The organism is Streptomyces sp. cmx-18-6, from assembly GCF_046548915.1.
Taxonomy (GTDB): domain Bacteria; phylum Actinomycetota; class Actinomycetes; order Streptomycetales; family Streptomycetaceae; genus Streptomyces.
On the sequence record NZ_JAEBEP010000005.1, the window covers coordinates 229,812 to 243,438 of the forward strand.

Sequence of the window (13,627 nt, forward strand, 5' to 3'; positions counted from 1 at the left end):
CCGCGCTCGGAGCGATGCACGGAAGGGCGGCGCGACATCCGTTCGGATTTTAGACGCGCATGACCGGTTCGGTGAACTCGACCAGGTGAATTACTGAACATTCGGGGGTGAGATGCAGAACATTTATGTTCTCATCCGGTCCGCGTGACGAGGCGTGGGCTCCCGCGACCCCGGTGGAGCCCTTGTCGCGCCTGCTGTCCGGCGTCCTGCTCCCCTTTGCCCGGGGTGTGCGGAAGGCCCCGCGAAAGAGACTTCGCGGGGCCTTCTCTATGCGCCGAATATGTACGAATTTACCTATTCGCCCTCAGGGGGAGGATTCAGGCGGGAACGCTCGCCACGCCCTGCTCCAGGAACGGCTTCCCGTTCACCCGCTGGGAGACGCCCTCACGGTCCAGATACGGCGTGATGCCGCCCAGGTGGAAGGGCCAGCCCGCACCGGTGATCAGGCACAGGTCGATGTCCTGGGCCTCGGCGACGACGCCCTCCTCCAGCATCAGGCCGATCTCCTGCGCCACCGCGTCGAGCACACGGTCGCGGGTCTGCTCCTCGGTGAGGACGGTGTCGCCCTGCTTGAGGAGGGCGGCGACCTCGGGGTCGAGGACCGGCGCGCCGGAATCGTAGACGTAGAAGCCGCGCTTGCCGGCCTTCACGACCGCCGCGAGGTTCTGCGAGACGGTGAAGCGCTCCGGGAAGGCGCGGTTCAGGGTCTCGGAGACGTGCAGGCCGATGGCCGGGCCGACCAGCTCCAGGAGCACCAGCGGGGACATCGGCAGGCCGAGCGGCTCGACGGCCTTCTCCGCGACCTCGACCGGGGTGCCCTCGTCGATGACGTTCTGGATCTCGCCCATGAAGCGGGTGAGGATGCGGTTGACGACGAACGCCGGGGCGTCCTTCACCAGCACCGCGGTCTTCTTCAGCTTGCGGGCCACACCGAACGCGGTGGCCAGCGAGGCGTCGTCGGTCTGCTCGCCGCGCACGATCTCCAGCAGCGGGAGGATCGCGACCGGGTTGAAGAAGTGGAAGCCGACGACCCGCTCGGGGTTCTTCAGCTTCGACGCCATCTCCGTCACCGAGAGCGAGGAGGTGTTGGTGGCGAGGATCGCGTGCGCCGGGGCGACCGCCTCGACCTCCGCGAACACCTGCTGCTTGACGCCGATCTCCTCGAAGACGGCCTCGATGATGAAGTCCGCGTCCGCGAAGCCCTCGGCCTTGTCGAGGACACCGGAGACCAGGCCCTTGAGGCGGTTGGCCTTGTCCTGGTTGATGCGGCCCTTGCCGAGGAGCTTCTCGATCTCGGCGTGGACGTAGCCCACACCCTTGTCGACGCGCTCCTGGTCGATGTCCGTGAGGACGACCGGGACCTCCAGGCGGCGCAGGAACAGCAGCGCCAGCTGCGAGGCCATCAGACCCGCGCCCACGACGCCGACCTTGGTGACCGGGCGGGCCAGGCTCTTGTCCGGGGCGCCGGCCGGGCGCTTGGCGCGCTTCTGGACCAGGTTGAAGGCGTAGATGCCGCTGCGCAGCTCGCCGCCCATGATCAGGTCCGCGAGGGCCTGGTCCTCGGCGTCGAAGCCGGCGGACAGGTCGCCGTCCTTCGCCGCCGCGATGATGTCCAGCGCGCGGTACGCCGCCGGGGCCGCGCCGTGCACCTTGGAGTCCGCGATGGCCCGGCCGCGGGCGACAGCCGCGTCCCAGGCGTCGCCGCGGTCGATCGCGGGGCGCTCGACGGCGAGTTCGCCCTTGAGGACGGCCGCGGTCCAGATCAGCGACTGCTCCAGGAAGTCCGCGCCCTCGAAGATCGCGTCGGCGATCCCGAGCTCGAAGACCTGCTTGCCCTTGAGCTGGCGGTTCTGGTTGAGCGAGTTCTCGATGATCACCGAGACCGCGCGGTCCGCTCCGATCAGGTTCGGCAGCAGCGCGCAGCCGCCCCAGCCGGGGACCAGGCCGAGGAAGACCTCGGGCAGCGAGAACGCCGGGATGGCGGTGGAGACGGTGCGGTAGGCGCAGTGCAGACCGACCTCGACACCGCCGCCCATCGCCGCGCCGTTGTAGTACGCGAACGTCGGGACCGCGAGGCCGGACAGCCGGCGGAAGACGTCGTGACCGCCCTTGCCGATGGCGAGCGCGTCCTCATGGCGGCCGAGCAGCTCGACGCCCTTGAGGTCGGCCCCGACGGCGAAGATGAACGGCTTGCCGGTGATGCCGACGCCGGTGATCGCGCCCTCCGACGCCTCCTTCTCGACCTGGTCGATCGCGGCGTCCAGGTTCGCCAGCGACTGCGGTCCGAAGGTGGTCGGCTTGGTGTGGTCCAGGCCGTTGTCCAGCGTGATGAGCGCGAACCGCCCGGCGCCGGACGGCAGGTCCAGGTGGCGTACGTGCGCCTGCGTGACGACCTCGCCGGGGAACAGCTCGGCCGCGCCCTTCAGAAGCTCAGTGGTGGAGCTCACTTGTTGCCTCCGTCGAAATTCGGGTTCTCCCAGATGACCGTCGCGCCCATGCCGAAGCCGACGCACATCGTCGTCAGGCCGTAGCGGACCTCGGGCTGCTCCTCGAACTGCCGGGCCAGCTGCGTCATGAGCCGGACACCGGAGGAGGCGAGCGGGTGGCCGTACGCGATCGCGCCGCCGTACTGGTTGACGCGGGCGTCGTCGTCGGCGATGCCGTAGTGCTCCAGGAAGGCGAGCACCTGCACGGCGAACGCCTCGTTGATCTCGAAGAGACCGATGTCGGAGATCGACAGCCCGGCCTGGGCCAGCGCCTTCTCCGTCGCCGGGATCGGGCCGTAGCCCATGACCTCCGGCTCGACGCCCGCGAAGGCGTACGACACCAGGCGCATCTTGACCGGGAGGCCCAGCTCGCGGGCGACGTCCTCGGCGGCGAGCAGCGAGGCGGTCGCGCCGTCGTTGAGACCCGCGGCGTTACCGGCCGTCACGCGGCCGTGGGCGCGGAAGGGGGTCTTCAGACCGGCCAGCGACTCCAGGGTGGTGCCCGGGCGCATCGGCTCGTCGGCGGTGACCAGGCCCCAGCCCGTCTCGCCGGCCTCGGCGTTGGTGCGGCGCACCGACACCGGTACCAGGTCCTGCTGGATCTTGCCGTTGGCGTACGCCTTGGCGGCCTTCTCCTGCGAACGCACGGCGTACTCGTCGGCGCGCCGCTTGGTGATCGTGGGGTAGCGGTCGTGCAGGTTCTCCGCGGTCATGCCCATGAAGAGGGCGGACTCGTCGACCAGCTTCTCCGACACGAACCGCGGGTTGGGGTCGACGCCCTCGCCCATCGGGTGGCGGCCCATGTGCTCGACGCCACCGGCCACGACGACGTCGTACGCGCCGAAGGCGATGGAACCGGCCGTCGAGGTGACGGCGGTCAGCGCGCCCGCGCACATGCGGTCGATCGAGTAGCCGGGGACGGACTGCGGCAGACCGGCCAGGATTCCGGCGGTACGGCCGAGGGTGAGGCCCTGGTCGCCGATCTGCGTGGTCGCGGCGATGGCGACCTCGTCGATCTTCTTGGGGTCCAGGTCCGGGTTGCGGCGCAGCAGCTCCCGGATGGCCTTCACGACGAGATCGTCGGCGCGGGTCTCGTGGTAGATGCCCTTGGGGCCCGCTTTGCCGAACGGGGTGCGGACGCCGTCGACGAAGACGACGTCCCGGATGGTACGAGGCACGGTGGCTCTCCTCCAGGGTGCGGGATGGCACTGCTGCGGGGCACGCCACGGGGGCGCGCCGCCTGCTCTCATGCTACTTGCGGGTAACCAGACTGCCCACCCCTCGTGGCCGGAGCGTCGAAGGTCACACCGTTCACGTACCCGCGAAAGGGCCGGTCGGACGCCCAGGGGTCACGTTCCCCGCGCCCCCTCACCGCATGGCCGCCGCGATCGGCCCGGAGGAACGGACCACCTCCGCGACGAACCGGCCCCGGCCCACCCTCAGCCGCCGCAGCGCCGGACCGTGGTCCGCGGCCACCACCAGCGAGGCGGCGGCCAGGCCGGTGCGCCATCCGGCGGTGACCGCGACCCGCACCGGCGGCGGCAGCGGGCGCAGCGCCCGGCGCAGACGGTGGCAGTGGAAGGGCACGTGCCGCTCCTCGTCGGCCAGGACGCGCCCCGCCACCTCTCGCGTCAGCGCGTCCTCCGCGCCGTCCCGCAGGGCCCGGTAGTACCGCAGCGCGACCACCTCCGCGATCATGAGGACCAGCAGTTCGAGGCGGAGCCCCAGCGCGCGGCGCAGCGACACGAAGATCCGGTCGCTCCAGTGCGAGGCGATCACCGGAGCGCCTCCCGCGGCCAGCAGGAGCGCCAGCAACCTGGCGTGATTTCGCTCCTCCGCGACGAACATCCGCACCGCCTCCGCGTACTCTGCGTCGCCGCTCGCCTCCGCCTTGGTGATCAGCCCGGCCCCGTCGCCGTCCTCGCCCACCTGGAAACGCTGCACGCTGCGCCGGATCGCGGGATGCGGCGGCACGCCGGTCCGCCAGTCCGGATCGCCCCGCTCCGCGCGGTCCCGCCGCGCGGCCTCGAAAACCCGTATCCACTCGCCGTACGCCGTGGTGTCCATGATCGCCCCCGTGACCCCTGTGGTTCCTGGGGAAAGTCAAGCACCCCCGGTCGACGGCCGGGGGTGCTCAGGGGTGCGTACGGGATCAGGCGCTGGTGTCGAGCGCCCGGACCAGGAGCGGGCCGACCTGCTCGATCTGCCAGTGCCGCGCCCCGTACGCCGCGAGCGTGTCCTCGACCGCGCTCGGCGTCAGGATCTTCGGCGGCTCCCAGCAGACCCGGCGCACGGTGTCCGGGGTGATCAGGTTCTCCTGCGGCATGTGCAGCCGCTCGGCCAGCTCCGAGACGGCCGTGCGGGCGGCCGAGAGCCGGGCCGCGGCGGCCGGGTCCTTGTCCGCCCACGAGCGCGGCGGCGGCGGTCCGGCCGGCTGCTGACCGGGCTGCGGCAGCTCCGTCTCCGGCAGCGCCTTGGCCCGCTCCACGGCCGCCTGCCACTGCTCCAGCTGACGGCGGCCCATCCGGTGGCCGAATCCGGGCAGGGCGGTCAGCGCCGTGACGTTGGCGGGCAGCGCGAGGGCGGCCTCGACGATCGCGGCGTCGCCCAGCACCTTGCCGGGCGAGACGTCACGGCGCTGCGCGACCTGGTCCCGGGCGTTCCACAGCTCGCGGACGACCGCCATCTGACGGCGGCGGCGGACCTTGTGCATGCCCGAGGTGCGGCGCCAGGGGTCCTTGCGGGGCGGGGCGGGCGGCGCGGAGGCGATCGCGTCGAACTCCTCCCGGGCCCACTCCAGCTTGCCCTGCCGCTCCAGCTCGTCCTCCAGCGCGTCGCGCAGGTCGATCAGGAGCTCCACGTCGAGCGCGGCGTAACGGAGCCAGGGCTCGGGCAGCGGGCGGGTGGACCAGTCGACCGCGGAGTGGCCCTTCTCCAGGGCGTAACCGAGCACGTTCTCGACCATCGCGCCGAGGCCGACGCGCGGGAAGCCGGCGAGGCGGCCGGCCAGCTCGGTGTCGAAGAGCGAGGTGGTCGTCATGCCTATGTCCCGCAGGCAGGGCAGGTCCTGGGTGGCGGCGTGCAGGATCCATTCGGTGCCGGACAGGGCGGTGGACAGGCCCGACAGGTCGGGGCAGCCGACCGGGTCGATCAGCGCGCTGCCCGCCCCGTCGCGGCGCAGCTGCACGAGGTAGGCGCGCTGGCCGTAGCGGTAGCCCGAGGCGCGCTCGGCGTCGACGGCGACGGGGCCGGTGCCCGCGGCGAAGGCCGCGACCACCCGGGCGAGGGCGTCGTCGGAGGCCGCCACCGGGGGAATGCCCTCGCGAGGTTCGAGCAAGGGGATCGGCGCCGGGGCGACGTCGTCCGGGGGAGCGCCCCCGGTGGTTCGCAGTGAAGTGTCTGCTGCGGTCTCTTGGGCGTCGGTCACGCGTCAAGGGTATCTGTGTATACGCGCCACCCGTCGACGGAACGTTCCGTCGACGGGTGGCCATGCGCGTATTCCAGCCGGAGACGCATCGGTGCACGTCCCGGCGGGGTGCGGTCAGTGGATGATGCCCGTCCGCAGGGCGACGGCGACCATTCCGGCGCGGTCTCCGGTGCCGAGCTTGCGGGCGATGCGGGCGAGGTGGGACTTGACGGTCAGGGCGGAGAGGCCCATCGAGACGCCGATGGCCTTGTTGGACTGGCCTTCGGCGACCAGGCGGAGCACCTCCACCTCACGTCCGGACAGTTCGCGGTAGCCGCCCGGGTGGCTCGGGGACCCGGGAGGCCGGCGGTGCATACGGGCGGCGTTGGCGCCGATGGGGGCGACGCCGGGGCGGGTGGGGTGGCCGATGTTCGTGCGGGTGCCGGTGACGACGTAGCCCTTCACGCCGCCCGCGAGGGCGTTGCGAACGGCGCCGATGTCGTCGGCGGCGGAGAGGGCGAGACCGTTCGGCCAGCCTGCGGCGCGGGTCTCGGACAGCAGGGTCAGCCCGGAGCCGTCGGGCAGGTGGACGTCGGCAATGCAGATGTCGCGCGGGTTGCCGACGCGGGGACGTGCCTCCGCGATGGACGACGCCTCGATGACGTCACGTACTCCGAGGGCCCACAGATGGCGGGTGACGGTGGAACGGACGCGCGGGTCGGCCACGACGACCATGGCCGTCGGCTTGTTCGGGCGGTAGGCGACCAGGCTTGCGGGCTGCTCAAGGAGAACGGACACCAGGCCTCCTGGGGGGAGTGGCGGGACGGGACCGGCTCGGGGGATGAAGCCGGGGCGAACCGTGCTTGAAGGGTCATTGACCTCTTCGGCAGCAGACCCGTCCTCCTTTAGAGGAAGATCACGATTTGGTGAGTAACAATTCGGGCAAATAGGACGCGCGATCGATTGTACGAAAAGAGAGCCGGTGAATGTGCGAAATGGGTGACGGGGTGTTACGAAACCTGTGGCCCGCGCCGCTGCGGCAGCGTCACCACCGCCGCGTCCGCCGGGTCCGATGGCGGCAGACCCGCGATCTGACAGAGCAGATCGCCCCAGGCCATCAGGTGTGACGCCGCGTCGGGCACCCCGCCCCGCCCCTCGCGCGGCGTCCAGGAGGCCCGGATCTCGATCTGCGTCGCCGGACGGCGCGCGGCCAGCGCACCGAAGTAGTGCGATCCGGCGCGTGTCACCGTCCCTCCGGCTTCCCCGTACGACAATCCGCGCGCGTCCAGCGCACCCGTCAGCCAGGACCAGCACACCTCCGGCAACAGCGGATCGGCGGCCATCTCCGGCTCCAGCTCCGCCCGCACCAGCGTCACCAGCCGGAAGGCCCCCTGCCAGGCGTCGTGCCCCGAAGGGTCGTGCAGCAGGACGAGCCGGCCGTCCGCGAGGTCGTCCTCGCCGTCGACCACCGCCGCCTCCAGGGCGTACGCGTGGGGCGCCAGGCGCTGCGGCGGCCGCGTGGTCTCCACCTCCAGCTCCGGGCGGAGCCGCGCGGAGCGCAACGCGTCGACCGCCGACCGGAACGCGGGCGGGACGGGAGGACCCTCCGCACTGTCCTTGCTGTCAGCGCCATCGGAATGATCGGAAAACTGTCCCTGAGCCGGAGCCATGCCGGGAAGAGTAGGCGGAACGCGGGCCGCGCGCAGGGAGAGACACCCGTGCGGGGCCGGGCTCCTTCGCCATGCGTGCGAAGATTTGGTGCGTGAGTGCCAACACCAGCCCCACGGGCCAGCAGACGACGACCGCCGCCAGCCACGACGCCACCCGCGACTCGGCGTTCATCAGGGCGTGCCGGCGGGAACCGGCGCCGCACACGCCGGTCTGGTTCATGCGGCAGGCGGGGCGCTCGCTGCCCGAGTACCTGAAGGTCCGCGAGGGCATCGCGATGCTCGACTCCTGCATGATGCCGGAGCTGGTCACCGAGATCACGCTCCAGCCCGTACGCCGCCACAAGGTCGACGCCGCGATCTACTTCAGCGACATCGTCGTGCCGCTCAAGGCCATCGGCATCGACCTCGACATCAAGCCCGGCGTCGGCCCCGTCATCGCCGAGCCCATCCGCACCCGCGCCGACCTGGCCCGGCTGCGCGACCTCACCCCCGAGGACGTCCCGTACGTCACCGAGGCCATCGGGATGCTCACCGCCGAGCTCGGCGCCACCCCGCTCATCGGATTCGCCGGGGCCCCCTTCACCCTCGCCAGCTACCTCGTCGAGGGTGGCCCCTCGCGCAACCACGAGCGCACCAAGGCCATGATGTACGGCGACCCGCAGCTCTGGGCCGACCTCGTGGACCGGCTCGCCGAGATCACCGGCGCGTTCCTCAAGGTCCAGATCGAGGCCGGGGCGTCCGCCGTCCAGCTCTTCGACTCCTGGGTCGGCGCGCTCGCCCCCGCCGACTACCGCCGCGCGGTGCTCCCCGCCTCCGCGAAGGTCTTCGACGCGATCGCCCCGTACGGCGTCCCCCGCATCCACTTCGGCGTCGGCACCGGCGAGCTGCTCGGGCTGATGGGCGAGGCCGGGGCGGACGTCGTCGGCGTCGACTGGCGGGTCCCGCTGGACGAGGCCGCCCGCCGCGTCGGCCCCGGCAAGGCGCTCCAGGGCAACCTGGACCCGGCCGTGCTGTTCGCCCCGACCCCGGCGGTCGAGGAGAAGACCCGCGAGGTGCTGGACCAGGCCGCCGGTCTGGAGGGCCACATCTTCAACCTGGGCCACGGCGTGATGCCGTCGATGGACCCGGACGCGCTGACCCGGCTCGTCCAGTACGTGCACGAGCAGACCGCGCGCTGACGCGCCGCACGGGGGCCGGCCGAAGACCGGCCCCCACGGCTGTCAGCTCCCCGCGCCCCGCACCGCCGCCACCGTCTTGCGGGCCGCCACCAGGACCGGGTCCCACACCGGCGAGAACGGCGGGGCGTAGCCCAGGTCCAGCGCCGTCATCTGCTCCACCGTCATCCCGGCCGTCAGCGCCACCGCCGCCACGTCCACGCGCTTGGCCGCCCCCTCGCGGCCCACGATCTGCACCCCGAGCAGCCGCCCCGTACGGTGCTCCGCGATCATCTTCACCGTCATCGGCTTCGCCCCCGGGTAGTAGCCCGCCCGCTGCGTCGACTCGATGGTCGCCGTGACGTACCGCAGCCCGACCGCACGGGCGTCCTTCTCCCGCAGCCCGGTCCGGGCGATCTCCAGGTCGCAGACCTTGCTCACCGCCGTACCGACGACGCCGGGGAACGTCCCGTAGCCGCCGCCCACGTTGGACCCGATGACGTGGCCGTGCTTGTTGGCGTGGGTGCCGAGCGCGATGTGGCGGGTGCGGCCCGCCACCAGGTCCAGGACCTCCACGCAGTCGCCGCCCGCCCAGATGTTCTCGTGGCCCACGGCCCGCATCGCCAGGTCGGTGAGCAGCCCGCCGTGCGGGCCCACCGTGAGACCCGCCTCGCGGGCCAGCTCCGTCTCCGGCTCGACGCCGATGCCGAGGACGACCACGTCCGCCGGGTAGGTCCGCTCCTCGGTGGCCACCTCGCCGACCCGGCCGTCCGGGCCCGTCGAAATCCTGGTGACCGCCGCGCCGTTGACCGTGGTGATGCCCAGGCCGTCCATCGCTTCGTGGACCAGCCGCCCCATGTCCGGGTCGAGCGTCGCCATCGGCTGCTTCCCCCGGTTGAGGACCGTCACCTCGAAACCGCGCTTGAGCATCGCCTCGGCCATCTCGACGCCGATGTACCCCGCGCCGACCACGACCGCCCGCCGCCTCCCGCCGGGGTCCAGGGCGTCCAGCGAGTCCAGCAGCGCCTGCCCGTCGCCCAGGGTCTGCACCCCGTGCACCCCCGGCGCGTCGATGCCGGGCAGCTCCGGGCGGATCGGACGGGCCCCGGTGGCGATCACCAGCTTGTCGAAGCCCGTCCAGTACGTGTCCCCGCTCTCCCGGTCCAGCGCCCGCACCCGCCCCCCGGCCACGTCGATCTCCGTGACCTCGGTGCGCATCCGCAGATCGATGTCCCGCTCCCGGTGCGCCTGCGGGGTCCGGGCGATCAGGTCGTCCGGGCCCTCGACGTCGCCGCTCACCCAGTACGGGATGCCGCAGGCGGAGTACGAGGTGAACCGGCCGCGCTCGAAGGCGACGATCTCCAGCTCGTCCGGCCCCTTCAGCCTGCGCGCCTGCGACGCGGCGGACATGCCCGCCGCGTCGCCGCCGATGACCACGAGTCGCTCCGCTGCCATGCTGGGGTTCCTTTCGCCGTACCGGCCGTCGAGGAACCCACGCTACGGCGCTCAGGAGGCCGGTGTGCCCTCCGCCTCCGGCTTCGGCCGCACCGCCGCGGGGGCGTTGCGGGCCGTCCGCCGGGCGCGCAGCACCCGCCACAGCACCACCAGCAGCGCGGCCGTGGCCAGGAACGGGGCGCTCGCGCCGATCGCCATCGCGAGCCACCGGAACACCGTCACGAACGCGTCCCAGCCGCCGCCCAGGGCGTCCAGGAACCCCGGGTCGTCCTTCCCCTCCTCGCGCGGGGCGTCCGGCCCGCTCAGCTCCAGCGTGATCGTCGCCAGCGAGACGCGGTCCTTCAGGCTCGACTGCTGGGCCAGCAGCGACTCCAGATCGGCCTGACGGCTGCTCAGCTCCCCTTCCAGGGTGACGACGTCGGCGAGCTTCTCCGCCTTGTCCATCAGCTCCCGCACCCGCGCCACACTGGCCCGCTGGGTGGCGATCCGGCTCTCCACGTCGACGACCTTGTCGGTGACGTCCTTCGCGTTCGAGGAGCGGGAGATCAGTTTCCCGGAGCCGGTGAGCTTGGCCAGCACCTCCTTGTAGTCGTCCTGCGGCACGCGCAGCACGAGGTGCGAGATCTCGTGTTCGTCGTCGATCCGATCGGTGGTCTCGGTCGCCACCAGGCCCCCGCTCGCCTCCACCGAGGCCCGGGCGGCGGCGGCCGCCTTCGGGACGTTCCCCACCTCCACGGAGAGCTCCGTCGTACGGATCACATGGGCGCCGGCGGCCCCGGGCTTCGGAGCCTTCTTGCGCTCCTCCGCGGTCTTCGCCGCGGCGTCCCCGGTGAATCCCTCCTTGGCGAGGTCCGCCTTTCCACCCTCCTCGTTCTCGTAGCGCGACTGCGCGGCGCTCTCGTCGGACATGCTGTCGGCGCCCGCCCCGCAGCCGCCGACGAGCAGCATCGCGCCGAGCGCCGCCGCCAGCGCGGCGCGGACGCCGGCTCTGCGGCGGTGCGCCGTACGCGGCGGGCGGGCGAGGAATCGATCGGTACCGCTGTCCATAACAGGTCCCCCCAGGGCGGTCGTTGATAGTGCCGATTCGACGCGGGCCCCTCCGAACCGGTTTCCGGCCTGCGGTTTCGAAGTGGTCACGGTCGGGAGTCGGTACGGGTTTGAGAGAGTGGACCCATGCAGCGTTCACATCAGGGTGCGGACACGCCCGCGCGTCACGTCGTCGTCATCGGCGGCGGCATCGCCGGTCTGGCCGCCGCCCACCGCCTGGTCGCCACCGGACTGCGGGTCACGCTCCTGGAGGCTGCCGACCGGCTCGGCGGCAAGCTGATGACCGGCGAGATCGCGGGCGTCCAGGTCGACCTGGGGGCCGAGTCGATGCTCGCCCGCCGCCCCGAGGCGGTCGGTCTGGCCGGTGCGGTCGGCCTCGCGGACCGCCTCCAGCCGCCCGCCACCGCCACCGCCTCCCTCTGGACGCGGGACGCCCTGCGCCCGATGCCCCAGGGCCACGTCATGGGCGTCCCCGGCGACCCGGCGGCCCTCAGCGGCGTGCTGTCCCCCGAGGGCCTGGCCCGGATCGCCCAGGACCGCGACCTCACCCCGACCCCGGTCGGCGACGACGTCGCGGTCGGCGCGTACGTCGCGGACCGGCTCGGCCGCGAGGTCGTCGACCGGCTGGTGGAGCCCCTCCTCGGCGGGGTCTACGCGGGCGACGCCTACCGGATCTCGATGCGCGCCGCCGTACCGCAGCTCTTCGAAGCGGTGCGGGAGGGCGGCCCGCTGCTGGAGGCCGTCCGCCGCGTCCAGGAACGCGCGGCGGCCCGGCAGCGGACCGGCCCCGTCTTCCAGGGCCTCCGGGGCGGCATCGGCACCCTGCCGGGGGCCGTGGCCGACGCCGTACGGGCCGAAGGCGGCGAGATCCTGACCGAGACCCCCGTCCTCGGTCTGACCCGTACGGAAGCGGGCTGGGCGGTCCGCACCGACACCGGGGTGATCACCGCGGACGGCGTCGTCCTGGCCACCCCCGCCTGGTCCGCCTCCGCCCTGCTGGCCGCCGAGTCCCCGGCCGCGTCCACCGAGCTGACCGGGGTCGAGTACGCCTCGATGGCCCTGGTCACCCTGGCCTTCCGCCGCGCCGACGTCGAGGCGCACGAGGCCCTGCGCGGGCGCTCCGGCTTCCTCGTACCGCCGGTGGACGGCCGCACCATCAAGGCGTCCACCTTCTCCAGCAACAAGTGGCAGTGGGTCGCGGACGCCGCCCCCGGCCTCTTCGTGCTCCGCACCTCGGTCGGCCGGTACGGCGAGGAGGACCACCTGCACCGCGAGGACGGCGAACTCGTCGCCGTATCCCTGCGGGACCTCGCGGCGGCCACCGGACTCGCCGCCCGTCCCGTCGACACCGAGGTCACCCGCTGGATCGGCGGACTGCCGCAGTACCCGGTCGGCCACCACACCCGCGTCGCCCGCATCCGCGACGAGGTCGCCAAGCTGCCCGCGCTGCGGGTCTGCGGCGCGGTGTACGACGGGGTCGGCATCCCCGCCTGCGTCGCGAGCGCGCGGCGCGCGGCCGACGAGGTCGCGGAGGACCTGACGGGGCGGATCGCGGAGGAGATCATCGCCACGCCGACCCTGGTTCGGGGCACGGAGAGCGAGGCGGGACAATAGCCGTATGAGTGCTCCTGAGACTGCGACAGCCAGCAAGAGTCCGAACGCCGGAAAGAAGGCCAAGGACCTCAACGAGGTCATCCGCTACACCCTCTGGTCGGTCTTCAGACTGCGCGACGTACTGCCGCTGGACCGGGCGGGATACGCGGACGAGGTCCAGGAGCTGTTCGACCAGCTCGCGGCCAAGGACATCACCGTGCGCGGCACCTACGACGTCTCCGGTCTGCGCGCCGACGCGGACCTGATGATCTGGTGGCACGCCGAGACCTCGGACGAGCTCCAGGAGGCGTACAACCTCTTCCGCCGCACCAGGCTCGGCCGCGCGCTGGAGCCGGTCTGGTCGAACATGGCGCTGCACCGCCCCGCCGAGTTCAACAAGTCGCACGTCCCGGCGTTCCTCGCCGACGAGACCCCCCGCGACTACATCAGCGTCTACCCCTTCGTACGGTCCTACGACTGGTACCTGCTGCCCGACGAGGACCGCCGCCGCATGCTCGCGGACCACGGCAAGATGGCCCGCGGCTACCCCGACGTCCGCGCCAACACCGTCGCCTCCTTCTCGCTGGGCGACTACGAGTGGGTCCTCGCCTTCGAGGCGGACGAGCTGTACCGCATCGTCGACCTGATGCGTCACCTGCGCGCCTCCGAGGCACGCCTCCACGTGCGCGAGGAGGTCCCGTTCTACACGGGCCGCAGGAAGACCGTCCAAGACCTGGTGGCCGGGCTCGCATAACCAGCGAGTCCCGCACCCACCCCAACCCGGAAGATCAGAAGACGGGCGCCAGGCGCCGACCG

General features: G+C 72.3%; 11 protein-coding genes. 3 read left to right on the forward strand and 8 right to left on the reverse strand.

The window, feature by feature from the left end:
• Positions 1 to 317 precede the first annotated feature (317 nt).
• The 6 genes from ACLJPL_RS14140 to ACLJPL_RS14165 all read right to left on the reverse strand — a co-directional run bounded on the left by ACLJPL_RS14140 (position 318) and on the right by ACLJPL_RS14165 (position 7,562).
• Positions 318 to 2,447 (reverse strand): 3-hydroxyacyl-CoA dehydrogenase NAD-binding domain-containing protein, encoded by a 2,130-nt coding sequence (locus tag ACLJPL_RS14140; protein ID WP_411081157.1) that lies wholly within the window; start codon positions 2,445 to 2,447, stop codon positions 318 to 320.
• Positions 2,444 to 3,664, reverse strand: a complete 1,221-nt coding sequence (locus tag ACLJPL_RS14145; RefSeq protein WP_411081158.1) for a thiolase family protein — start codon at positions 3,662 to 3,664, stop codon at positions 2,444 to 2,446. The genes ACLJPL_RS14140 and ACLJPL_RS14145 overlap by 4 nt, the downstream gene beginning before the upstream one ends.
• 190 nt (positions 3,665 to 3,854) lie before the next feature.
• The gene (locus ACLJPL_RS14150) at positions 3,855 to 4,553 is read right to left on the reverse strand and encodes a ferritin-like domain-containing protein (RefSeq protein WP_411081159.1); all 699 of its coding nucleotides are present in this window, start codon (positions 4,551 to 4,553) and stop codon (positions 3,855 to 3,857) included.
• An 85-nt stretch (positions 4,554 to 4,638) separates the two neighbouring features.
• Positions 4,639 to 5,913, reverse strand: coding sequence for an HRDC domain-containing protein (locus ACLJPL_RS14155; RefSeq protein ID WP_411081160.1), 1,275 nt, complete (start codon positions 5,911 to 5,913; stop codon positions 4,639 to 4,641).
• A 114-nt stretch (positions 5,914 to 6,027) separates the two neighbouring features.
• On the reverse strand, positions 6,028 to 6,690 hold the full coding sequence (locus ACLJPL_RS14160; RefSeq protein WP_003965521.1) for a response regulator transcription factor: 663 nt from the start codon (positions 6,688 to 6,690) through the stop codon (positions 6,028 to 6,030).
• Positions 6,691 to 6,902: 212 nt separating this feature from the next.
• A complete protein-coding gene (locus ACLJPL_RS14165; protein ID WP_411081161.1) occupies positions 6,903 to 7,562 on the reverse strand; it encodes a DUF3000 domain-containing protein in 660 nt (219 codons plus the stop codon).
• Positions 7,563 to 7,654: 92 nt separating this feature from the next.
• Here ACLJPL_RS14165 and hemE point away from each other — a divergent pair, with 92 nt between their 5' ends.
• A complete protein-coding gene (gene hemE / locus ACLJPL_RS14170) occupies positions 7,655 to 8,740 on the forward strand; it encodes a uroporphyrinogen decarboxylase (RefSeq protein ID WP_411081162.1) in 1,086 nt (361 codons plus the stop codon).
• Between the two features lie 42 nt (positions 8,741 to 8,782).
• Here the strand turns inward: hemE and ACLJPL_RS14175 are convergent, their stop codons facing one another.
• Together ACLJPL_RS14175 and ACLJPL_RS14180 are read right to left on the reverse strand one after the other, a co-directional pair.
• Positions 8,783 to 10,171, reverse strand: coding sequence for an FAD-dependent oxidoreductase (locus ACLJPL_RS14175; protein WP_411081163.1), 1,389 nt, complete (start codon positions 10,169 to 10,171; stop codon positions 8,783 to 8,785).
• A gap of 51 nt (positions 10,172 to 10,222) precedes the next feature.
• Positions 10,223 to 11,218 carry a DUF4349 domain-containing protein gene (locus ACLJPL_RS14180; RefSeq protein WP_411081164.1) on the reverse strand — a complete coding sequence of 332 codons (996 nt, stop codon included), beginning with the start codon at positions 11,216 to 11,218 and terminating at the stop codon, positions 10,223 to 10,225.
• A gap of 126 nt (positions 11,219 to 11,344) precedes the next feature.
• Between ACLJPL_RS14180 and hemG the strand changes: the two genes are divergently transcribed.
• A complete protein-coding gene (gene hemG / locus ACLJPL_RS14185) occupies positions 11,345 to 12,832 on the forward strand; it encodes a protoporphyrinogen oxidase (RefSeq protein ID WP_411081165.1) in 1,488 nt (495 codons plus the stop codon).
• A 4-nt stretch (positions 12,833 to 12,836) separates the two neighbouring features.
• Positions 12,837 to 13,565 carry a hydrogen peroxide-dependent heme synthase gene (gene hemQ / locus ACLJPL_RS14190; RefSeq protein ID WP_411081166.1) on the forward strand — a complete coding sequence of 243 codons (729 nt, stop codon included), beginning with the start codon at positions 12,837 to 12,839 and terminating at the stop codon, positions 13,563 to 13,565.
• The last annotated feature ends 62 nt before the right edge of the window (positions 13,566 to 13,627 follow it).